Origin of the sequence: Pseudomonas kurunegalensis (assembly GCF_030291635.1) — a bacterium.
In the GTDB taxonomy this organism is placed as follows: domain Bacteria; phylum Pseudomonadota; class Gammaproteobacteria; order Pseudomonadales; family Pseudomonadaceae; genus Aquipseudomonas; species Aquipseudomonas monteilii.
This window is the reverse complement of record NZ_CP127871.1, coordinates 6,027,273-6,047,792: the sequence shown is the minus strand read 5'-3', so window position 1 is coordinate 6,047,792 and position 20,520 is coordinate 6,027,273. Positions and strand designations below refer to the sequence as shown.

Annotated in this window: 20 protein-coding genes and 1 pseudogene; 8 read left to right on the top strand and 13 right to left on the bottom strand. The window is 62.9% G+C overall.

Features of this window, described 5'->3' with window-relative positions; all coding sequences use genetic code 11:
* Nucleotides 1-51: 51 nt before the first annotated feature.
* The 5 genes from QQ992_RS27535 to QQ992_RS27515 all read right to left on the bottom strand — a co-directional run bounded on the left by QQ992_RS27535 (nt 52) and on the right by QQ992_RS27515 (nt 4,791).
* Nucleotides 52-783 (bottom strand): RNA-binding protein, encoded by a 732-nt coding sequence (locus QQ992_RS27535; RefSeq protein WP_286111790.1) that lies wholly within the window; start codon nt 781-783, stop codon nt 52-54.
* Nucleotides 784-843: 60 nt separating this feature from the next.
* A complete protein-coding gene (locus tag QQ992_RS27530; RefSeq protein ID WP_003253379.1) occupies nt 844-1,224 on the bottom strand; it encodes a RidA family protein in 381 nt (126 codons plus the stop codon).
* Between the two features lie 23 nt (nt 1,225-1,247).
* Complete coding sequence (spoT, locus tag QQ992_RS27525; RefSeq protein WP_016712710.1) at nt 1,248-3,356, bottom strand: bifunctional GTP diphosphokinase/guanosine-3',5'-bis pyrophosphate 3'-pyrophosphohydrolase; 2,109 nt, start codon at nt 3,354-3,356, stop codon at nt 1,248-1,250.
* A 59-nt stretch (nt 3,357-3,415) separates the two neighbouring features.
* Nucleotides 3,416-3,679, bottom strand: coding sequence for a DNA-directed RNA polymerase subunit omega (rpoZ, locus tag QQ992_RS27520; protein WP_003253383.1), 264 nt, complete (start codon nt 3,677-3,679; stop codon nt 3,416-3,418).
* A gap of 239 nt (nt 3,680-3,918) precedes the next feature.
* Entirely contained in the window at nt 3,919-4,791 is an 873-nt protein-coding gene (locus QQ992_RS27515; protein ID WP_016712709.1) for a LysR family transcriptional regulator, read from the bottom strand.
* Nucleotides 4,792-4,995: 204 nt separating this feature from the next.
* Between QQ992_RS27515 and QQ992_RS27510 the strand changes: the two genes are divergently transcribed.
* The 3 genes from QQ992_RS27510 to QQ992_RS27500 all read left to right on the top strand — a co-directional run bounded on the left by QQ992_RS27510 (nt 4,996) and on the right by QQ992_RS27500 (nt 8,811).
* Nucleotides 4,996-6,378, top strand: coding sequence for a glutamine synthetase family protein (locus QQ992_RS27510; RefSeq protein WP_003253387.1), 1,383 nt, complete (start codon nt 4,996-4,998; stop codon nt 6,376-6,378).
* Between the two features lie 4 nt (nt 6,379-6,382).
* Complete coding sequence (locus tag QQ992_RS27505; protein ID WP_286111788.1) at nt 6,383-7,150, top strand: gamma-glutamyl-gamma-aminobutyrate hydrolase family protein; 768 nt, start codon at nt 6,383-6,385, stop codon at nt 7,148-7,150.
* 119 nt (nt 7,151-7,269) lie between these two features.
* Nucleotides 7,270-8,811: an APC family permease gene (locus tag QQ992_RS27500; protein ID WP_286111786.1), complete on the top strand. Its 1,542-nt coding sequence runs from the start codon at nt 7,270-7,272 to the stop codon at nt 8,809-8,811.
* A gap of 135 nt (nt 8,812-8,946) precedes the next feature.
* Here the strand turns inward: QQ992_RS27500 and gmk are convergent, their stop codons facing one another.
* Complete coding sequence (gene gmk, locus QQ992_RS27495; RefSeq protein ID WP_286111785.1) at nt 8,947-9,567, bottom strand: guanylate kinase; 621 nt, start codon at nt 9,565-9,567, stop codon at nt 8,947-8,949.
* A gap of 13 nt (nt 9,568-9,580) precedes the next feature.
* The gene (locus tag QQ992_RS27490; protein WP_119371864.1) at nt 9,581-10,444 is read right to left on the bottom strand and encodes a YicC/YloC family endoribonuclease; all 864 of its coding nucleotides are present in this window, start codon (nt 10,442-10,444) and stop codon (nt 9,581-9,583) included.
* Nucleotides 10,445-10,672: 228 nt separating this feature from the next.
* Here QQ992_RS27490 and rph point away from each other — a divergent pair, with 228 nt between their 5' ends.
* Entirely contained in the window at nt 10,673-11,395 is a 723-nt protein-coding gene (gene rph / locus QQ992_RS27485) for a ribonuclease PH (RefSeq protein ID WP_286111783.1), read from the top strand.
* A gap of 63 nt (nt 11,396-11,458) precedes the next feature.
* Here the strand turns inward: rph and crc are convergent, their stop codons facing one another.
* On the bottom strand, nt 11,459-12,238 hold the full coding sequence (gene crc, locus QQ992_RS27480) for a catabolite repression control protein Crc (RefSeq protein WP_003253401.1): 780 nt from the start codon (nt 12,236-12,238) through the stop codon (nt 11,459-11,461).
* A gap of 80 nt (nt 12,239-12,318) precedes the next feature.
* Here crc and pyrE point away from each other — a divergent pair, with 80 nt between their 5' ends.
* On the top strand, nt 12,319-12,960 hold the full coding sequence (gene pyrE / locus QQ992_RS27475; RefSeq protein WP_016712702.1) for an orotate phosphoribosyltransferase: 642 nt from the start codon (nt 12,319-12,321) through the stop codon (nt 12,958-12,960).
* 117 nt (nt 12,961-13,077) lie between these two features.
* Here the strand turns inward: pyrE and argB are convergent, their stop codons facing one another.
* From argB to coaBC, 4 genes and pseudogenes are all read right to left on the bottom strand, one after another.
* Entirely contained in the window at nt 13,078-13,983 is a 906-nt protein-coding gene (argB, locus tag QQ992_RS27470; protein WP_004575216.1) for an acetylglutamate kinase, read from the bottom strand.
* Nucleotides 13,984-14,013: 30 nt separating this feature from the next.
* Nucleotides 14,014-15,381: pseudogene (locus QQ992_RS27465) on the bottom strand (phosphomannomutase/phosphoglucomutase); the annotation flags it as partial.
* Between the two features lie 144 nt (nt 15,382-15,525).
* Entirely contained in the window at nt 15,526-15,981 is a 456-nt protein-coding gene (gene dut, locus QQ992_RS27460; RefSeq protein WP_286111780.1) for a dUTP diphosphatase, read from the bottom strand.
* Nucleotides 15,982-15,986: 5 nt separating this feature from the next.
* Nucleotides 15,987-17,198, bottom strand: a complete 1,212-nt coding sequence (coaBC, locus tag QQ992_RS27455; RefSeq protein WP_016712699.1) for a bifunctional phosphopantothenoylcysteine decarboxylase/phosphopantothenate--cysteine ligase CoaBC — start codon at nt 17,196-17,198, stop codon at nt 15,987-15,989.
* A 127-nt stretch (nt 17,199-17,325) separates the two neighbouring features.
* On the opposite strand from coaBC, the gene radC reads away from it, so the two are divergent.
* Complete coding sequence (gene radC, locus QQ992_RS27450) at nt 17,326-18,006, top strand: RadC family protein (RefSeq protein WP_286111778.1); 681 nt, start codon at nt 17,326-17,328, stop codon at nt 18,004-18,006.
* 127 nt (nt 18,007-18,133) lie between these two features.
* Here radC and QQ992_RS27445 read toward each other — a convergent pair whose 3' ends face one another.
* Entirely contained in the window at nt 18,134-19,741 is a 1,608-nt protein-coding gene (locus tag QQ992_RS27445; protein WP_286111777.1) for an ABC transporter substrate-binding protein, read from the bottom strand.
* 362 nt (nt 19,742-20,103) lie between these two features.
* Between QQ992_RS27445 and rpmB the strand changes: the two genes are divergently transcribed.
* Together rpmB and rpmG are read left to right on the top strand one after the other, a co-directional pair.
* Nucleotides 20,104-20,340, top strand: coding sequence for a 50S ribosomal protein L28 (gene rpmB / locus QQ992_RS27440; protein ID WP_003253504.1), 237 nt, complete (start codon nt 20,104-20,106; stop codon nt 20,338-20,340).
* An 11-nt stretch (nt 20,341-20,351) separates the two neighbouring features.
* A complete protein-coding gene (rpmG, locus tag QQ992_RS27435) occupies nt 20,352-20,507 on the top strand; it encodes a 50S ribosomal protein L33 (RefSeq protein WP_003253507.1) in 156 nt (51 codons plus the stop codon).
* The last annotated feature ends 13 nt before the right edge of the window (nt 20,508-20,520 follow it).

The window sequence follows — 20,520 nt, the reverse complement described above, 5'->3', positions numbered from 1 at the left end:
TTGCAGCCCTATCGCGACACAAGGCCGCTCCTACAGGGAGCGCGTGTGTTTTCAGTTTTGTTCCAGCACCCACTGGCGCTTGCCCGCCGCCAGCTCCGGCATGTCATCCGGCTGCGCACGGTTCACCGCCTGGAAAATCTCCAGCTTGCCGCCATCACGCTTGATGATGAACGGCGCGCCCCGCTGGTTACGCTCCAGCCACAGGCTGTCATTGCTGCCGCCCATGGTCGCGCAATCGCCCGCCAGGCACAGGGCGAAACGGTCTGGCCCTGGCAGGCCGGTGACGTTGCCGGTGTCGCTGAAGCGCACGCTGGCACCTTTGCCCTGGCCTTCGGTGATCTTCCAGTCACCGCCCAGGTAGGCCTGGTACAGCGCCTTCTCGAAGCTGCTACCCAGCGGGGCATTGGCGGTAGCCGGTGCCTTGGCGCGTACGAAGGTCTGCTTGGCTCCGCTTTGATCAACGGTCAGCAGTTCATCGCCATCAAGCGACAACTGCTCGGTCTGGCCACCTTCGAAGCTGGCCTGCCACTGCTTGTCGTTGGCGCTCAACTGGCCGTCAGCGGCCTCGAAACCATTGCTGTAGCTGGCCTGCTGGCTGGTGACGTCGAGCTTCCACTCGAACACCGGGCCGTGCTCGTTCAGCGCCTGGCGCAGGCTGCTGCCCTTGACGGCCGCAGTGATGGCGTCCTGGTTGATCCAGGTGCCGTTGAAGTCTTCGGGTTTGTGGCTGGCACAGCCGCCCAGAAGCAGGGCTGCCAGTGCGAGGGGCAGTGCTTGACGCATGAGGGAATAACCTTGCAGAAGAGGGAGGGGTGACGGGCAGGGTGCCCGTCACCAAGGGCATCATTCGATGACCAGGATGGCGTCCATTTCGACCTGGGAGCCTTTCGGCAGCGCGGCAACGCCGATGGCGGCGCGGGCCGGGTATGGCTGCTCGAAGTAGCGGCCCATCACCTCGTTGACCTTGGCGAAGTGGCTCAGGTCGGTGAGGAAGATGTTCAGCTTGACGATGTCCTTGAACGAACCGCCAGCGGCTTCAGCCACGGCCTTGAGGTTCTCGAACACTTGCACGGTCTGGGCTTCGAAGCCTTCGACCAGCTCCATGGTCTTTGGGTCCAGCGGGATCTGGCCCGACATGTACACGGTGTTGCCGGCCTTGATCGCCTGCGAGTAGGTGCCGATGGCAGCTGGGGCCTTGTCGCTGTTGATGACGGTCTTGCTCATGATGACTCCTTGCGGTTGGCGGACTACGTACGCATGCGGGTGATGCGGACCACACCGGTCAGGGTACGCAGCTTCTTGATCACACGCGCCAGGTGCACGCGGTCGTGCACGCTGACCACCAGTTGGACCACGCTGATACGGCCGTCGCGTTCGTCCATGCTGATCTTCTCGATGTTGCCGTCGGCGGCGTTGACGCTGCTGGCCAGCAGGGCGATCAGGCCGCGCTGGTGCTCCAGTTCGACACGCAGTTCGACATTGAACTCGCCCGTGATGTCCTTGGCCCAGGAGAGCTGCACGCACTTCTCCGGGTTGTGGCGGATTTCACTGATGTTGCGGCAGTTCTCAAGGTGTACGACCATGCCTTTGCCTGCCGACAGGTGGCCGACGATCGGGTCACCCGGGATCGGCGTACAGCACTTGGCGTAGCTCAGCACCAGGCCTTCGGTACCACGGATTGCCAGCGGGCCTTCCGGCGCTGGCAACTGCTCGCCTTCGGCCGACAGCAGGCGACGTGCAACCACGTAGGCCATGCGGTTGCCCAGGCCGATGTCTTCGAGCAGGTCTTCGATGAGTTCCAGGCGGTACTCGGCGAGAATCGACTGGATGCGTTCCTGGGGGATTTTCTCCAGGCTGCTGTCGAAGCCGGTGAGCACCTTGTTCAGCAGGCGTTCGCCCAGGCTGATGGACTCGGACCGACGCTGCTGCTTGAGGGCGTGGCGGATGTGCGTGCGTGCCTTGCCGGTGACCACGAAGTTGAGCCAGGCCGGGTTCGGCCGTGCGCCCGGTGCGCTGACGATTTCCACTGTCGAGCCGCTTTGCAGCGGCTCGGACAGCGGCGCCAGGCGGCGGTTGATGCGGCAGGCGATGCAGCTGTTGCCCACGTCGGTGTGTACCGCGTAGGCGAAGTCGACGGCCGTGGAGCCTTTGGGCAGCTCCATGATGCGACCTTTGGGCGTGAACACGTAGACCTCGTCCGGGAACAGGTCGATCTTCACGCTTTCGATGAATTCCAGCGAGTTGCCGGCACGTTGTTGCAGTTCAAGGATGCCCTTGACCCACTGGCGGGCACGGGCGTGGCTGCCCTTGGGCTGCTCGTCGTCGTTGGACTTGTACAGCCAGTGCGCGGCGATGCCGTTGTTGGCCATCTCTTCCATTTCGCGGGTGCGGATCTGGATTTCGATGGGCACGCCGTGCATGCCGAACAGCGTGGTGTGCAACGACTGGTAGCCGTTGGCCTTGGGGATCGCGATGTAGTCCTTGAAGCGACCGGGCAGCGGCTTGTACAGGTTATGCACAGCGCCGAGCACGCGGTAGCAGGTGTCGACCTTGTCGACGATGATGCGGAAGGCGTACACGTCCATGATCTCGTTGAAGGCACGGCGCTTGCCGCGCATCTTCTTGTAGATGCCATAGAGGTGTTTCTGCCGGCCGCTGACCTCGCCCTCGATGCCGTCGGCGGCCAGGCAGTTGGCCAGCGAGTGCTCGATCTTGGCGACGATCTCTTTACGGTTGCCGCGTGCGCTTTTCACCGCCCGGTGAATCAGCGACGAGCGCATCGGGTGCATGGCCTTGAAGCCCAGGTCCTCGAACTCCACGCGCACGGTGTGCATGCCCAGGCGGTTGGCGATGGGGGCGTAGATTTCGAGGGTTTCCTTGGCGATGCGCCGGCGCTTTTCGCCAGACAGCACTTCCAGGGTGCGCATGTTGTGCAGGCGGTCGGCCAGCTTGACCAGGATCACGCGGATATCGCGAGCCATGGCCATGGCCATCTTCTGGAAGTTTTCGGCCTGCGCCTCGGCCTTGGTCTCGAAGTTCATCTGGGTCAGTTTGCTGACCCCATCGACCAGTTCGGCCACGGTCTCGCCAAATTGCTGGCTGAGGGCTTCCTTGGCGATGCCGGTGTCTTCGATCACATCGTGCAGCATGGCCGCCATCAGGCTCTGATGGTCCATGTGCATGTCGGCGAGGATGCTGGCCACGGCCAGCGGGTGGGTCACGTAGGGCTCGCCGCTGCGGCGGCGCTGCCCGTCGTGGGCCTGTTCGGCGTAGAAATAGGCGCGGCGGACCAGGTTGACCTGTTCGGGGCCAAGATAGGTCGACAGCCGTTCGGCCAAGGCTTCTATACCCGGCATGGGTTCACCTCCTGCGGAGGAAGAGGGCCTTGCGCCGTGCGACGTCGACCTGGCATCAATCAGACAGCCTCGTTGTTCTCGTCCTCGAACGCGGCGAACACCGGATCCTCGGTGACGATCTCTTCAGCGGCGATGAACTCGTTGGTGACGATGCCTTCGGCGATTTCACGCAGGGCAACAACGGTTGGCTTGTCGTTTTCCCACGCAACGCGTGGCTCTTTGCCGCCGGTCGCCAGCTGGCGAGCGCGCTTGGTCGAGAGCATGACCAGCTCAAAGCGGTTATCCACGTGTTCCAGGCAGTCTTCAACAGTTACGCGGGCCATGGTCTTCCTCAGTAGCAAATGCGGTGGGCGTGCAGCCCAGTAATGGGCAGGCGGACTCGATAGTTTAAAAAATCACCAGCCAATAGGGAAGCGCTGTTTTGTCGGGTGACACCTTCAAACCCTGTATTTGCTTCTTCGCGGGTAAACCCGCTCCCGCAGGCACCGCGCACCCTGTGGGAGCGGGTTTACCCGCGAAAGGGCCGGAACAGACAGCCTCAAACCTGAGCCTGACGATAACCTCAGAGCATCGCGTCACGCAACCGCGGGGTCAGCTCTTCGAACAAGGTCTGTACCGAGCGCAATGCCCGGCAATCCGGCCGGGTCAGCAGCCACAGCTGGGTGTCACAACCCGGCAGCGGCCCACTCAACGCATCCACGCCGGGCAAGGCATGCACCATATAGTCCGGCAACGCCGCCACGCCCAGGCCGGCGGTGACCAGCTGGGCGATGGTCGACATGCTGCTGCACTGGTAGCGCGGGCTCACCCCAGGGTGCTGCTGGTTGCGCCAGACTACCGTCGGGTGGTCCACCATCGAGTCATCGGGGGCGATCCACGGCACGTTGGCGGGCGACTCGGCCAGGCGCTCGCGCCACTGTGGCTGGCCGCAGACGACATAGGAGGTAGAACCCAGGTTGCGGCCCACCAGGTGTTCCGGTGGCGTGTTGGTCAGGCGCAGGGCGATGTCGGCATCGCGTCGGCTGAGGTTGGCAAACGTGTTGGAGGTGCCCATCTCCAGCGATAGCGCCGGGTAGTTGGGCATGAACTCAGCCAGCGCCGGCAGCAACAGGCTGTGCATCACCGCCTCGGTACAGGTCAGCCGCACCGTGCCGCTTACCACCTGCTCGCCACTGGTCATGGCAATGCGCGCCGCCTCCAGCGCCTGCTCGGCACGTTCGGCCTGCTCGGCCAGCGCCTGAGCGGTATCGGTCGGCAGGTAGCCCTTGCGGCTCTTGACGAACAAGGCGGTGCCCAGCGCCGATTCCAGCCGGCGGATCGAGCGGAATACTGTCGAAACATCGACTTTCAGCAGCTCGGCGGCCTTGGCCAGCGAGCGGCCCCGCTCCAGTGCCAGGACCAGGGAGAGGTCGGCGTGGGTGATCTGATATTGCATTGGTGCACGCTCTGCTTGCCGAATTGCCAATGTCTGTTGCATCAGGGCCATTTTATAGTGAAACGGCCCCCCGGAATCAATGCGCCCGGTCGGGTAACCAGTCCCCACGATGGGAAAGTGAAAAGAACAACAGCTGCAACCATCGTCGCCCGTGAGGCGCCAGCCGTATCCCACATCGCCGCAGCACATCAAAGGATGTACACCATGACGTCGGTAACCCCGTGCGCCAGTTCTTCCAGCGAGATGAATGACTTCCTCCAGGCCCATCCGGACACGCAGTACGTCGACCTGCTGATCTCCGACATGAATGGCGTGGTACGTGGCAAGCGCATCGAGCGGGCCAGCCTGCACAAGGTGTACGAGAAGGGCATCAACCTGCCCGCATCGCTGTTCGCCCTGGACATCAATGGCTCCACCGTCGAGAGCACCGGCCTTGGCCTGGACATCGGCGATGCCGACCGCATCTGCTTCCCGATCCCGGGCACGTTGTCGGACGAGCCGTGGCAGAAGCGCCCCACTGCCCAGCTGCTGATGACCATGCACGAGCTGGATGGCCAGCCGTTCTTCGCCGACCCGCGCGAAGTGTTGCGCCAGGTGGTGAGCAAGTTCGACGACCTGGGCCTGGATATCTGCGCGGCGTTCGAGCTGGAGTTCTACCTGATCGACCAGGACAACCTCAACGGTCGCCCGCAGCCGCCGCGTTCGCCCATTTCCGGCAAACGCCCGCAGTCGACCCAGGTGTACCTGATCGACGACCTCGATGAATACGCCGACTGCCTGCAGGACATGCTTGAAGCCGCCAAGGAACAAGGCCTGCCCGCCGACGCCATCGTCAAGGAAAGCGCCCCGGCGCAGTTCGAAGTCAACCTGCACCACGTGGCCGACCCGCTGAAGGCCTGTGACTACGCGATCCTGCTCAAGCGCCTGATCAAGAACGTGGCCTACGACCATGAAATGGACACCACGTTCATGGCCAAGCCCTACCCGGGCCAGGCAGGTAACGGCCTGCACGTACACATTTCGTTGCTGGACAAGAAAACCGGCAAGAACATCTTTGCCAGCGATGACCCGTTGCAAAGCGACACGCTGCGCCACGCCATCGGTGGTGTGCTGGAAACCATGCCGGCGTCGATGGCGTTCCTGTGCCCGAACATCAACTCCTATCGCCGCTTCGGCGCGCAGTTCTACGTGCCCAATGCGCCAAGCTGGGGCCTGGATAACCGCACCGTGGCCGTACGCGTGCCCACCGACAGCAGCGACAACGTGCGCCTGGAGCACCGTGTGGCCGGCGCCGACGCCAACCCGTACCTGATGCTGGCGGCCATCCTGGCCGGCGTGCATCACGGCCTGACCAACAAGGTCGAGCCGGAGGCGCCGATCGAAGGCAACTCCTACGAACAGCTGGAGCAAAGCCTGCCGAACAACCTGCGCGATGCCCTGCGCGCGCTGGACGACAGCGAAGTCCTCAACCAATACATCAGCCCGGACTACATCGATATCTTCGTGGCCTGCAAGGAAAGCGAACTGGCCGAGTTCGAAGTGTCGATTTCCGACCTTGAGTACAACTGGTACCTGCACACGGTGTAAGCCCATGAGCGCAACTGCGGTCCCCTTGATCGGTGTCAGCGCCTGCCGCCAGCAGGTGGGGAAGAACTCGTCGCACACGGTGGGCGACAAGTATGTCGAGGCGGCCGGCTTTGCCGGCTTGCCGCTGATCTTGCCGGCCCGCGACGGGGGCAGCGACCCACAGGCGCTGCTGGCCCGTCTGCACGGCATTGTTTTTACAGGCTCGCCTTCAAATATCGAACCGCATCATTACAATGGCGCCCCCAGCGTGGCGGGTACCCGGCACGACCTGGCGCGTGATCGGCTGACCTTGCCACTGCTGCAGGCGGCGATTGCCGCCGGTGTGCCGGTGTTCTGCATTTGCCGTGGCTATCAGGAACTGAACGTGGCCCTTGGCGGCAGCCTGCACCAACGCGTGCAGGAGCTGCCTGGCTACCTTGATCATCGCGAACCTGAGGACGCACCCCTGGAGGTGCAATACGGCCCTCGTCACCCGGTCGGCATCGAGCCTGGCGGGTTGTTCGAGCGCCTGGGCCTGGCAGCGCAGTTCGAGGTCAACTCGCTGCACAGCCAGGGCATCGACCGCCTTGCCCCAGGCTTGCGCGTCGAGGCACGGGCCCCGGATGGCCTGATCGAAGCAGTGTCCATGCCCGATGCGCCGGGCTTTGTGCTCGGTGTGCAGTGGCACCCGGAGTGGCGCTTTAACGAAAACCCGGTTTCGCTGCGCCTGTTTCAGGCGTTTCGCGAGGCTTGCATTGCCTATGCAGCACGGGAGGGCGCACGGCAGGAGTGATTCTGACGTCAGCCGAAGGTCTCGGATGACTTGTCCCCGACAGCAAGCTTTCAATGAGTGAAAGCGGGCCTTGTACGCAAGGCCTGTGAAAACAATTCCAAAATTTACGGCAAATACTCATGAGCAATTACACAGAAGCCGGCCGCCCACCCGACGTGGCAGCCGACGCGGGCAACACTCAGCGCAGCAAAGGCCTGGCCAAGGGCCGTTTGGGCTTGCTGGCCAGCGTGGTGCTGGGCATTTCCACCATCGCCCCGGTCTACACCCTGACCGGCGCACTTGGCCCGACCGTGCGCGAGGTCGGTGCCCACCTGCCAGCCGTGTTCATCGTCGGCTTCCTGCCGATGTTGCTGGTGGCCCTGGGCTACCGCGAGCTGAACTCGGCAGAACCGGACAGCGGTACATCGTTCACCTGGTCGGCACGTGCCTTCGGCCCGATGATCGGCTGGATTGGCGGCTGGGGGTTGGTGGTTGCCACCACCATCGTGCTGTCGAACCTGGCAGGGGTGGCAGTCGACTTCTTTTACCTGTTCCTGGGCCAGATCACCGGCAAGCATGAGCTGGCGGCGTTGGCCGATAACCTGTTGATCAACATCGTTACCTGTTGCGTGTTCATCGCCCTGGCGGTGTGGATCTGCTGTCGCGGCATCGCCACCACCATGACGGTGCAGTACGGCCTGGTGGCCTTGCAGTTGGTGGTGCTGATCGGCTTTGCCGTCGCCGCCTTTGGTGGTACCACTGCGCCACCCCCGCTGGAGTTCGATTTCGCGTGGTTCAACCCGTTCGGTGTCGAGTCGTTCTCGGCCTTTGCCGCCGGGCTGTCGCTGTCGATCTTCATCTTCTGGGGTTGGGACACGTGCCTGACCGTCAGCGAAGAGTCGGTGGGCAGCGAGGAGGTGCCGGGCAAGGCCGCCACCTGGACCGTGATGCTGATCCTAGGCCTGTACCTGTTCACCGCCATCGCCACCCTGCAATTTGCCGGTATCAGCGAAACGGGCCTGGGCCTGAACAACCCGCGCATCCAGGAGAACGTCTTTGCCCACCTGGCCGGCCCGGTCATGGGGCCGCTGGCGATCCTGATGTCCATTGCCGTGCTGGCCAGTACAGCGGCGTCGTTGCAGTCGACCTTCGTGGCGCCGGCGCGCACCCTCTTGGCGATGGGTTACTACGGCGCGGTACCGCAGAAGTTTGCCACTGTCTGCCCGCGTTCGCAGACCCCGCGTTATGCCACCATCTGTGCCGGTGTGGCAGCGGGCCTGTTCTACGTGACCATGCGTAGCCTGAGCGAGAACGTGCTGGCAGATACCATCACCGCACTGGGCATGATGATCTGCTTCTATTATTCGCTGACCGCATTTGCCTGCGTCTGGTACTTCCGTGGCAGCCTGTTCGACAGCCTGCGCCACTTCATCATGCGCGGCCTGTGCCCGCTGGTGGGTGGGGTGATCCTGTCGGTGATCTTCGTGCGGACTGCCATCGACAGCGCCTCGCCGGACTTCGGCAGTGGCTCGCATGTGGGCGGGTTGGGGCTGGTGTTCGTGATTGCCGCGATCATCTCGGTGCTGGGCATCGGGCTGATGATGCTGTCGCGCATGCGCGCGCCGGCGTACTTCCTGGGGGCTACCCTGCGTCAGCAGGCTACCCTGCCTTTGCAGGAATAAAGCTGGGGGCGCTTTGCGCCCCTATCGCGACACAAGGCCGCTCCTACAGGAGATCGCGCAAGTCTGACTAACGCGATCCTTTGTAGGAGCGGCCTTGTGTCGCGAAAGGGCTGCAAAGCAGCCCCGTGCGGTGTATCAGGAAAGCAGTTCTTTCAGCAGCCCGCTGTTGCGCTCTTGCTGCTTCTTCAGCACCAACCGATTCGAGCGGAACACCGCCTTCAAATCCTCCAGCGCCACGTCGAAGTCATCATTGATGATCACGTAGTCATACTCGTCGTAGTGCACCATCTCGCTGACCGCTTCTTTCATGCGCCCGGCAATGATTTCTTCGCTGTCCTGCCCACGGCCGTCCAGACGGTGGCGTAGCGCTTCCTGGCTTGGCGGCAGGATGAACACCGACAACGCCTGTGGCATCAGCTTGCGCACCTGCTGGGCGCCTTGCCAGTCGATTTCCAGGATCAGGTCGTAGCCCTGATCCAGCGTCTGCTGCAGCGCGCTGCGCGAGGTGCCGTAGAAGTTGCCGAATACTTCGGCATGCTCCAGGAAGTCGCCCTGCGCGATCAGCGCCTTGAATTCTTCGTGGACGACGAAGTGGTAGTTCACCCCGTGTTCCTCGCCCGGGCGCATGGCGCGGGTGGTGTGCGAGACCGAAACGCGGATCTGCCGGTCGTCCTTGGTCAGGGCCGTTACCAGGCTGGTCTTGCCGGCGCCCGAAGGGGCCGAAACGATGTAGAGGGTGCCGCTGCTGTGGTTCATGGTCGGGGTGGCCTTACTCGATGTTCTGTACTTGTTCACGCATCTGTTCGATCAATACCTTCAGGTTGACCGCCGCTTGCGTGCTGCGTGGGTCGAAGGCCTTGGAGCCGAGGGTGTTGGCTTCGCGGTTGAGTTCCTGCATCAGGAAGTCAAGGCGGCGGCCTGCGGCGCCGCCACCTTTGAGCACCCGGCGCACTTCGGTGACGTGGGTGCTGAGGCGGTCGAGTTCCTCGGCCACGTCGCTCTTCTGTGCGAGCAGCACCATTTCCTGCTCCAGGCGCTGCGGATCGAGCTCGGCTTGCATGTCACCGAAGCGGTCGAGGATCTTCTGCCGCTGCGCAGCCAGCATCTGCGGCACCAGGGCGCGCAAGGTGGTGACTTCGCTGGACATGTTGTCCAGGCGCTCGTTGATCAGCCGGGCCAGTTCCTGGCCTTCGCGCTGGCGGCCGGCCTTGAGTTCGGCCAGGGCTTCGTCGAACAGCGCCATGGCTTCGGCGTTCAGTGCCTGCGGGTCGCTGGTGTCGGCCACCAGCACACCTGGCCACGACAGCACTTCCAGCGGGTTCAGGGGGGCTGGCTGCTTGATCAGGCCGGCCACTTCCTCGGCGGCGGCAACCAGTTGCGCGGCGCGCTCGCGGTCTACCTTCAGTGGCTTGCCGTTGCTGTCTTCGTTGAGGCGCAAGGTGCATTCCACCTTGCCCCGCGACAAGCCCTGGCGCAGGCCTTCACGCACGGCGCCTTCAAGGTCGCGCAGGGCCTCTGGCAGGCGCAGGTGCGGTTCCAGGTAACGGTGGTTGACCGAACGCAGCTCCCAGATCAGGGTGCCTTGGCTGCCGGCGCGCTCGACACGAGCAAAAGCGGTCATGCTGTGCACCATGGGGAGTACCTCGCTTAGTTGAATGAACGGTGGGAGCCTCTCGGCTGCAAGGCGCAGGATTGTAGCGCAGTGGGGCCGTGGCGCCCAATCTGCCTATGTTACCGACGGGCGGCCGCGCCAGTAGGAAAAGGCGACGGGCTGTGGCGGGTACGACAATAGGCATGTCTTCCCTGGGCTGCGGGCTCTATAATGCTCGGCAGATTCAAAGTCCCAGTACAGGTATCCCAGATGAAACGTCCAAGTGGTCGCGCCGCCGATCAGCTCCGCTCGATCCGCATCACCCGCAACTACACCAAGCACGCCGAAGGGTCGGTACTGGTCGAGTTCGGTGACACCAAGGTCATCTGCACGGTCAGCGTTGAAAACGGTGTGCCGCGCTTCCTGAAAGGCCAGGGCCAAGGCTGGCTGACCGCCGAATACGGCATGCTGCCGCGTTCTACCGGTGAGCGTAACCAGCGCGAAGCCAGCCGTGGCAAACAGGGTGGTCGCACCCTGGAAATCCAGCGCCTGATCGGCCGCTCGCTGCGCGCCGCGCTGGACATGAGCAAGCTGGGCGACATCACCCTGTACGTCGACTGCGACGTGATCCAGGCCGATGGCGGTACCCGTACCGCGTCCATCACCGGTGCCATGGTCGCCCTGTGCGATGCACTGGCGGTGATCAAGAAACACGGTGGCCTGAAGGCCGGCAACCCGCTCAAGCACATGATCGCTGCCGTGTCGGTGGGCATGTACCAGGGTGAAGCCGTGCTCGACCTGGACTATCTGGAAGACTCCGCCGCCGAAACCGACCTGAACGTGGTCATGACCAGCGCCGGTGGCTTCATCGAGGTGCAGGGCACTGCCGAAGGTGCGCCGTTCCAGCCTGAAGACTTCAACGCCATGCTGGCGCTGGCGCAGAAGGGCATGACCGAAATCTTCGAGCTGCAGCAGGCTGCACTGGCGGACTGACTGATTCCGTAGACACAAAAAAGCCGACATCACTGTCGGCTTTTTTGTATCTGAGCAACGCGCTTAGATGGTCAACGTCCAGTCATAGTCCACGATCAGCGGCGCATGCTGGGAGAAGCGCGGCTGACGCGGCAGGCGGGCGTTGCGCACGAAACGGCGCAGGCCTGGCGTGAGGATCTGGTAGTCGAACCGGTAGCCCAGGTTGAGCATCTCGGCCTGCTCGTTGTCCGGCCACCAGCTGTACTGGTCGCCTTCACGGCTGACTTCGCGCAGGGCATCGACGTAACCCATCTCGCCAGTGATCGCATCCATCCAGGCGCGCTCCGGCGCCAGGAAGCCCGGCGATTGCTGGCTGTCACGCCAGTTCTTGATGTCGAGCTTCTGCTGCGCCACGTAGAACGAGCCGCAATAGATGTACTCGCGCCGCTTGCGACGCTGCTTGTCCAGGTACTTGGCGAAGTCGTCCATCAACTTGAACTTCTGGTTCAAGTCTTCGTCGCCGTTCATGCCCGAAGGCAGCAGCAGGCTGGCAATACTGACTTTGTCGAAATCTGCTTGCAGGTAACGCCCGTAGCGGTCGGCTGTCTCGAAGCCCAGGCCGGTGATGACTGCCTTGGGCTGCATGCGCGAATAAAGGGCCACACCACCTTGGGCAGGCACCTCCGCGTCGCAGGCATAAAGGAAATAGCCATCGAGCTGGAAAGCTGGGTCATCGAGTTCAAAGGCCGAGGCGCGGGTATCCTGAAGGCAGATGACGTCGGCATTCTGGGCTTGCAGCCAGCTGAGCAAACCACGCTCGGCCGCAGCCTGAATGCCATTTACGTTCACACTGATGATCCGCATAAATGGCCCCAAAAATCTCGTGCGTGTATGATACCCGAGCTCAACCCATTTAGCTAAATCCGTGGTGTCCGGGACTATTCATGCAGCCGTATCAGCGCGACTTTATCCGTTTTGCCATCGATCGCGGGGTACTGCGTTTCGGTGAATTCACCCTGAAATCGGGGCGTACCAGCCCGTATTTCTTCAATGCCGGCCTGTTCAACACCGGTTCTGCATTGGCCGAACTGGGGCGGTGCTATGCCGCAGCCATCGTCGACAGCAAGATCCCGTTCGACGTGCTGTTCGGCCCGGCCTACAAGGGTATTCCGTTGGCGGCGACCACTGCTGTGGCCCTGGCGGACCAGCATAAGCTCGACGTGCCATGGTGCTTCAACCGCAAGGAAGCCAAGGACCACGGCGAAGGCGGCAGCCTGGTTGGCGCACCGCTGGCCGGTGATGTGCTGATCATCGACGACGTGATCACCGCCGGTACTGCCATCCGTGAGGTCATGCAGATCATCAACGCCCAGCAGGCCAAGGCCGCCGGCGTGCTGATCGCGCTGAACCGCGAAGAGCGTGGCAATGGCGAGCTGTCGGCGATCCAGGAAGTGGAACGCGACTTCGGTATCCCGGTGGTCAGCATCGTTTCGCTGACCCAGGTGCTGGAGTTCCTGGCCGATGACCCGCAGCTGAAGCAGCATCTGCCGGCTGTCGAGGCTTACCGGGCGCAGTACGGGATCTGATCCTGGCCTGGAAATGAAAAAGGCGACCTTCACATGAAGGTCGCCCTTTTTGTGTCGCCTGTTCCGGCCCTTTCGCGGGTGAACCCGCGAAGAGGCCGGTGCAGGCTAGCCAATCACTCAGCGCGGCTTGCGGTTGGTAATCAGGGTACCCACGCCGCTGTCGGTGAAGATTTCCAGCAGCACAGCATTCGGCACACGGCCGTCGATGATGTGCGAGCTGTTCACGCCGCCCTGCACGGCATCCAGTGCGCACTTGATCTTCGGCAGCATGCCGCCGTAGATGGTGCCGTCAGCGATCAGTTCGTTGACCTGTTCGGTGGTCAGGCCGGTCAGAACCTGGCCCTGCTTGTCCATCAAACCGGCGATGTTGGTCAGCAGCATCAGCTTCTCGGCTTTCAGCGCCTCGGCTACCTTGCCTGCTACCAGGTCGGCGTTGATGTTGTACGACTCACCGTTGGCACCCACGCCGATCGGCGCGATGACCGGGATGAAGTCACCCTTCACCAGCATGTTCAGCAGGTCGGTGTTCACGCTCACCACTTCGCCAACGTGGCCGATGTCGATGATTTCCGGGGTGGTCATCTCGGGCGTCTGGCGGCTGACGGTCAGCTTGCGGGCGCGGATCAGCTCCGCGTCCTTGCCGGTCAGGCCGATGGCGCTGCCGCCGTGGCGGTTGATCAGGTTGACGATGTCCTTGTTCACCTGGCCACCCAGCACCATCTCCACCACGTCCATGGTCGCCGAGTCGGTGACGCGCATGCCGTCGATGAAGTGGCTTTCGATCGACAGGCGCTTGAGCAGGTCGCCGATCTGCGGGCCACCACCGTGGACCACCACCGGGTTGATGCCCACAGCCTTCATCAGCACGATGTCACGGGCGAAGCCGGTTTTGAGCTCCTCGCTCTCCATCGCGTTGCCGCCGTACTTGATCACCAGGGTCTTGCCGACAAAGCGGCGGATGTAAGGCAGTGCTTCGGACAAAACCTCGGCTACATGGGAAGCGGCATCGCGATCGAGGGTCATGCAGGGCTCCTGTAAGGAACAGATAGTCGGTCAGAACGGCAGTTGCAGCTCAGGGGCAACCCGCAGCAACTGGGTACGGAAAACATCCTTGATACGTTGCAATTCGGCGTCGCTGTCGGCCTCGAAGCGCAGCACCAGCACCGGGGTGGTGTTGGAGGCGCGAACCAGGCCCCAGCCGTGGGTGTAGTCGACCCGCACACCGTCGATGGTGGTCAGGTTGGCTTCGCCCCAGTCGGCGTCGCGTTGCAGTGCATCAATGATGCTGAATTTACCCTCGTCGGTCACATCAATATTGATTTCCGGCGTGGAAATATCGTTCGGGAAGGCGGCAAACAGGTTTTCGGCGTTTTGCCCGGCCTGGCTGAGGATCTCCAGCAGGCGTGCGGCACTGTAGATGCCGTCGTCGAAACCGTACCAGCGTTCCTTGATGAAGATGTGACCGCTCATCTCGCCGGCCAGCAGCGAGCCTGTCTGTTTCATCTTCTTCTTGATCAACGAATGACCGGTCTTCCACATCAGTGCGCGGCCGCCATGCTGTTCGATCAGCGGGGTCAGGCGACGGGTACATTTGACGTCGAAGATGATCTCGGCGCCCGGGTTGCGCGCCAGCACGTCCTGGGCAAACAGCATCAGCAGGCGGTCGGGGTAGACGATGCTGCCGGTATTGGTCACCACACCGACGCGGTCGCCATCGCCGTCGAAGGCCAGGCCGATATCGGCGCCGGTTTCCTTGACCTTGGCGATCAGGTCTTCAAGGTTTTCCGGCTTGCCCGGGTCCGGGTGGTGGTTGGGGAAGTTGCCGTCCACTTCGCAGAACAGCGGGATCACTTCACAACCCAGGGCTTCGATCAGTTGCGGTGCGATCACGCCAGCGGCACCGTTGCCGCAGTCCACCACCACCTTGAGCTTTTTCGCCAGCTTCACGTCATCGACGATCTGCTGGAAGTAGCGGTCAAGGATCTCGACCTTTTCCACGCGGCCTTCGGCCAAGGTCAGGTCGTTGGTTTTCAGGCGGGTGAGCAGGGCCTGGATCTGTTCGTTGGCCAGCGTGTCGCCAGCGATGACGATCTTGAAGCCGTTGTAGTCCGACGGGTTGTGGCTGCCGGTCAGCATCACGCCCGACTTGCCTGCCAGCACGTTGGCCGCGTAGTACAGGGCCGGGGTGGGCACCAGGCCGACGTCGCTGACGTGGCAGCCGGCGTCGACCAGGCCCTTGATCAGCTGTTCGACCAGCATCGGGCCGGACAGGCGGCCATCACGGCCGACCGAAACCTGTGGTTCGCCCTGGGCCAGGCTTTGCGCACCGATGGCGCGGCCGATCCAGTAGGCGGTTTCGGCGTGAAGGGTTTTGCCGACTACGCCGCGGATGTCATACGCGCGGAAAATGCTGTCGGGCAATGCGGCGGGGACCAGGTGGGCCATGTCGTTCATCTCTGGAAGCTCCATTAGTCAAAGGCTTTCTGGGCAGGCGCAAACTGAACGCTTGGACGGTGCTTTCGCCAGAGAGTTCGCCATCCTTGGCCTGAACGGTCATCTACCGGCTCAGTGGCTGCCGGAGTGACCGAAGCCGCCAGCACCACGCTGGCTTTCATCGAAGGCTTCGACGATGTCGAAATGGGCCTGTACCACCGGCACCAGCACCAGCTGGGCGATACGCTCGCCAACGGCGATGGTGAACGGCGTGTTGCCGCGGTTCCAGCACGACACCATCAGCTCGCCCTGGTAATCCGAGTCGATCAGGCCGACCAGGTTGCCCAGCACGATGCCGTGCTTATGGCCCAGGCCCGAGCGCGGCAGGATCAGCGCCGCCAGGCCCGGGTCGCCGATGTAGATCGACAGGCCGGTAGGGATCAGCAGGGTCTGGCCTGGCTCAAGGACAGTGTCCTCCTTGAGCAGGGCGCGCAGGTCCAGGCCGGCGGAGCCAGGGGTGGCGTAGGCCGGCAGGGGGAATTCGGAACCCAGGCGTGGGTCGAGGATCTTGGCTTGAAGAGCGTGCATGTAACTTATTGAACCTGGTTGAGCCGTTCGGCGATGAAGGCGACCAGTTGCCGGGCGATCTTGCCCTTGCTGGTCTGCGCGAAGAGAGTCTGGTGCTGCTGGCGGTCGATCACGGTCAAGGCGTTTTCTTCGCTGTTGAAGCCGATGCTGGGGTTGGCCACATCATTGGCGACGATCAGGTCGAGGTTCTTGTCCTTGAGCTTGCGCGTGGCGTAATCGAGCAGGTGTTCGGTTTCGGCGGCGAAGCCGACGCTGAACGGGCGGTCACTGCGGCCAGCGATGGTGGCAAGGATATCGGGATTGCGCACCATCTGCAGCAGCATGCCGTCGCCGGTCGTAGGATCTTTCTTCAGTTTTTGTGTGGCAACCACTTCCGGGCGGTAGTCCGCGACCGCTGCCGAGGCGATGAACAGGTCGCATGGCATGGCTGCTTCACAGGCCGCGAGCATGTCCCGCGCGCTGACCACGTCGATGCGGCTGACCCGGTCGGGGGTTGGCAGGTGCACCGGGCCAGTGACAAGGGTCACCCGAGCCCCGGCTTCGGCAGCCGCTTCGGCCAGGGCGAAGCCCATCTTGCCGGAGCTATGATTGGTGATGTAACGCACCGGGTCGATGTTTTCCTGGGTCGGCCCGGCGGTGATCAATACGTGTTTGCCGGTGAGTGCCTGGCGCTTGAAGCTTTCTGCGGCGCACCAGGCCAGGTCGGTGGCTTCGAGCATGCGGCCCAGGCCCACGTCGCCACAGGCCTGGCTACCGGAGGCCGGGCCAAATACCTGAATGCCACGGCTCTTGAGCAGCTCAAGGTTGGCCTGGGTGGCCGGGTCGCGCCACATGGCCTGGTTCATGGCCGGGGCCACGGCGACGGTGGCGTCGGTGGCCAGTACCAGTGTGGTCAGCAGGTCGTCGGCCATGCCCTGGGCCATGCGCGCCATGAGGTCGGCGGTGGCCGGGGCGATCAGCACCAGGTCGGCCCACTTGGCCAGTTCGATGTGGCCCATGGCTGCTTCGGCGGCAGGGTCGAGCAGGTCCATGTGCACCGGGTGGCCCGACAGCGCCTGCAGGGTCAGCGGGGTGATGAATTCGGCACCACCACGGGTCATGACGACGCGCACCTGCGCGCCGTGCTCCAGGAGTCGGCGAATCAGCTCGGCGCTTTTGTAGGCGGCAATGCCGCCCCCCACGCCGAGAACGATGCGTTTGCGATACAGCCGCTGCATAGGCTTGCCTTTTTCCAGTGAGAGCGGGCGGCGACGTTCGAAATGCCTGCGGCAGAACGTCGCATGTACGAGGCGAAATAGATTAACACAGGGCCGAAATGGGCCGCAGCAAAGGCAGAGGGGCGGGATGAATATCAGGGAGTGGCCGGCAGAAGAGCGGCCGAGGGAGAAGTTGTTGCAGCGTGGAGCGGCGGCGCTGACGGATGCCGAGTTGCTTGCCGTGCTGCTGGGCTCGGGTGTTGCCGGGCGCAATGTACTGGACCTTGCGCGGGGGCTGCTGATGCGTTTTGGCGGGCTGAGGCAGTTTCTGGAGGCTGATCGCGAAACGGTGCTGCGCGAGCCGGGCATCGGGGCCGTGAAGTATGCACAGTTGCAGGCGCTGCTGGAGATTGGCCGGCGTTATCTGAATGAAAACATCAAGCGCGCGGAGGCTCTGGACGGGCCAGCGGCGGTGCGGTGTTACCTCAAGGCCATGCTGCGGCATGAGGCCAGTGAAGTGTTCGGGTGCCTGTTTCTGGACACCAAGCACCGGCCGTTGGCGTTCGAGATCCTGTTCCGGGGCACGATAGACCGGGCGAGTGTTTACCCACGGGAGGTGGTGCGGCGGGCGTTGCTGCATAACGCGGCGGCGTTGATCCTGTGTCACAACCACCCTTCGGGGAGCAGTGAGCCGAGCCAGGATGATGTGCATTTGACCCTGTCGCTGAAGCGGGGGCTGGGGCTGATCGATGTGCGGGTGCTGGATCACATCATCATCGGTGATGGGGAGCCGTTATCGATGGTTGAGCAGGGGTGGATTGTGGCTTAGGCAGGTCAATGCTGTCAGGGCTGCTAGGTGCCTGCCTTGAGGGTTGTAGCGCCTGGGAGATCGAGCGCCGCGCGGGCGGCGCTCGGTCTCCCAGGCGCCATCCCTTTCAAGACAGGCACCTCAGGGCTTACTTGGTCACCGACACCTTGCTAAAGTCCAGCCGCCCGAACGGGTTCACCTGGTACCCCTCCACCCCTTGGCGCAGCAGGGTAGCCGCCGTCGGGTGCGCCAGCGGCACCCACAACGCCTGCTGCTGGATCAGCGTCTGCGCCTGCTGGTACAGCCGGCTGCGCACGCTCTGGTCGTTGGTGGTACGCCCAGCGCTGATCAGCTGGTCCAGGCGGTTGTCGCAGAAGCGCGCGAAGTTGGTCCCCGACTCAACCGCCGCACAGGAAAACTGCGGGCTGAGGAAGTTGTCCGGGTCGCCGTTGTCGCCTGCCCAACCCATGAACAGCAGGTCATGCTCGCCGGCCTTGGCACGGCGGATCAGCTCGCCCCACTCGATCACGCGGATTTCAGCCTTGATGCCGATCTTGGCCAGGTCAGCCTGCAGCATCTGCGCGCCGAGGCTGGGGTTGGGGTTGAGCAGGCTGCCCGACGGACGGGTCCAGATGGTGGTACTGAAACCCTCGGCCAGGCCAGCCTTGGTCAGCAGCGCCTTGGCTTTCTTCAGGTCCAGCGGGTAGCCGGGCAAGTCTTTGGCGTAGCTCCAGGTGTTGGGCGGATAGGGGCCGTTTGCGGCCTCTGCGGAGCCTTCAAACACGGCCTTCAGGTAAGCCTGCTTGTCGAAAGCCAGGTTGATGGCCTGGCGCACTTCCGGTTTGTCCAGCGGCGGGTGCTGGCTGTTGATGGCGACGAAGGCGGTCATGAACGCCGGGGTGCTGGCTACCTTGAGGTTGCCATCCTTGCCCGCTTCGGCAATGTCCAGTGGCTTGGGTGACAGGGCGACCTGGCACTCGCCGCGCTTGAGCTTCTGCAGGCGCACGTTGGCGTCGGTGGTGATGGCGAAGATCAACGGGTCGACCGCCGGCTTGCCGGCGAAGTAGTCCGGGTTGGCGCGGTAGCGCACCACGGCGTCCTTCTGGAAACGCTGGAACACGAAAGGCCCGGTGCCGATCGGCTGGCTGTTGAGCTTCTCCGGCGTGCCGGCCTTCAGCAGCTTGTCGGCATATTCGGCGGAATAGATCGAGGCGAAGCCCATGCTCAGGGTGGCCAGGAAGGTGGCGTCCGGGTGGCTGAGGGTGAAGCGCACGGTGTTCGGCGTCGGTGCCTCGATCGCCTTGATCAGGCTGCCCAGCTGCAGCGATTGGGCATGCGGGTAGCCGCCCGGTGCAGTCTTGTGCCAGGCATGGGCCGGGTAAAGCATGCGCTGGAAGCTGAACAGCACGTCGTCGGCATTCAGTTCGCGGCTTGGCTTGAAGTAGGCCGTGCTGTGGAACTTCACGTCTTCGCGCAGGGTGAAGTCATACACCAGGCCGTCGGCCGATACCGTCCAGCTGGCCGCCAGGCTCGGCACCACCTTGCCTTGCGCCGCGTCGAACTCCACCAGACGGTTCATCAGCACGTCAGCCGTGGCGTTGGTGGTGGTCAGCGAGTTGTATTGCACCACGTCGAAGCCTTCGGGGCTGGCTTCGCTGCAAACGCTCAGCGGCGCGGCCTGGGCAACGCCGGCAGCGAACAGAGCGCCGGCGGCGAACAGAGAGTTGAACAATAAGGAAAGGGCGGCAGCACGCATGGTGGCTCCTTGGCTGTCAGTGGCCCATCTGCCAGTGCAGTCTGGAAAAGGCTTACCCTAGTGCGCCCGCCGGCAAATGACCACACCCTTTTTTACAAATCTGGCGACGAGCGGTCGACGGCTGGCGGGGCCTGCCAGCTATGCTGGCCCGGCGCGTTCTGGCGTGCGGCAATGTGCATCTACTGTTGTTGCAGCCAAGTCTTTCTGGTATAAAGCAGCGCTCTTTTCTAGGGGCTCGGCCTGTCGCATCAGCGGATCCGGTCGATAAGACCTCCAGAATCACGGCGCCCAGGCGCCAAAGACTGAGAGATTAAGCGGCCAACCCATGCCGGGTTGGGCATGTGGTTTTAGAGGGCTGAGTCATGTCGAGAGTCTGTCAAGTTACTGGTAAGGGTCCAGTAACCGGGAACAACATTTCCCACGCAAACAACAAAACCCGTCGTCGTTTCCTGCCGAACCTGCAGCACCACCGTTTCTGGGTTGAATCCGAGAAGCGTTTCGTGCGTCTGCGCGTTTCCGCCAAAGGCATGCGTATCATCGACAAGCGCGGCATCGACGCCGTTCTGGTTGACATCCGTAAAGCTGGCGCCAAGGTTTAAGGGAGAACATCATGCGTGAATTGATCCGTCTGGTTTCGAGTGCCGGTACCGGCCACTTCTACACCACCGACAAGAACAAGCGCACCACCCCGGACAAAATCGAGATCAAGAAATATGATCCGGTTGTTCGCAAGCACGTGGTGTACAAGGAAGCCAAGATCAAGTAATTGATCGGCGACC

Bases quoted from the DNA above. Each gene is read 5' to 3' on its own strand.
- QQ992_RS27535 (WP_286111790.1), bottom strand. From the start codon at position 783: ATGCGTCAAGCACTGCCCCTCGCACTGGCAGCCCTGCTTCTGGGCGGC.
- rpmB (WP_003253504.1), top strand. From the start codon at position 20,104: ATGTCGAGAGTCTGTCAAGTTACTGGTAAGGGTCCAGTAACCGGGAAC.
- QQ992_RS27505 (WP_286111788.1), top strand. From the start codon at position 6,383: ATGAGCGCAACTGCGGTCCCCTTGATCGGTGTCAGCGCCTGCCGCCAG.
- rpmG (WP_003253507.1), top strand. From the start codon at position 20,352: ATGCGTGAATTGATCCGTCTGGTTTCGAGTGCCGGTACCGGCCACTTC.
- radC (WP_286111778.1), top strand. From the start codon at position 17,326: ATGAATATCAGGGAGTGGCCGGCAGAAGAGCGGCCGAGGGAGAAGTTG.
- rpoZ (WP_003253383.1), bottom strand. From the start codon at position 3,679: ATGGCCCGCGTAACTGTTGAAGACTGCCTGGAACACGTGGATAACCGC.
- gmk (WP_286111785.1), bottom strand. From the start codon at position 9,567: ATGAACCACAGCAGCGGCACCCTCTACATCGTTTCGGCCCCTTCGGGC.
- QQ992_RS27490 (WP_119371864.1), bottom strand. From the start codon at position 10,444: ATGGTGCACAGCATGACCGCTTTTGCTCGTGTCGAGCGCGCCGGCAGC.
- QQ992_RS27445 (WP_286111777.1), bottom strand. From the start codon at position 19,741: ATGCGTGCTGCCGCCCTTTCCTTATTGTTCAACTCTCTGTTCGCCGCC.
- dut (WP_286111780.1), bottom strand. From the start codon at position 15,981: ATGCACGCTCTTCAAGCCAAGATCCTCGACCCACGCCTGGGTTCCGAA.
- spoT (WP_016712710.1), bottom strand. From the start codon at position 3,356: ATGCCGGGTATAGAAGCCTTGGCCGAACGGCTGTCGACCTATCTTGGC.
- rph (WP_286111783.1), top strand. From the start codon at position 10,673: ATGAAACGTCCAAGTGGTCGCGCCGCCGATCAGCTCCGCTCGATCCGC.
- crc (WP_003253401.1), bottom strand. From the start codon at position 12,238: ATGCGGATCATCAGTGTGAACGTAAATGGCATTCAGGCTGCGGCCGAG.
- argB (WP_004575216.1), bottom strand. From the start codon at position 13,983: ATGACCCTCGATCGCGATGCCGCTTCCCATGTAGCCGAGGTTTTGTCC.
- QQ992_RS27500 (WP_286111786.1), top strand. From the start codon at position 7,270: ATGAGCAATTACACAGAAGCCGGCCGCCCACCCGACGTGGCAGCCGAC.
- pyrE (WP_016712702.1), top strand. From the start codon at position 12,319: ATGCAGCCGTATCAGCGCGACTTTATCCGTTTTGCCATCGATCGCGGG.
- QQ992_RS27530 (WP_003253379.1), bottom strand. From the start codon at position 1,224: ATGAGCAAGACCGTCATCAACAGCGACAAGGCCCCAGCTGCCATCGGC.
- coaBC (WP_016712699.1), bottom strand. From the start codon at position 17,198: ATGCAGCGGCTGTATCGCAAACGCATCGTTCTCGGCGTGGGGGGCGGC.
- QQ992_RS27510 (WP_003253387.1), top strand. From the start codon at position 4,996: ATGACGTCGGTAACCCCGTGCGCCAGTTCTTCCAGCGAGATGAATGAC.
- QQ992_RS27515 (WP_016712709.1), bottom strand. From the start codon at position 4,791: ATGCAATATCAGATCACCCACGCCGACCTCTCCCTGGTCCTGGCACTG.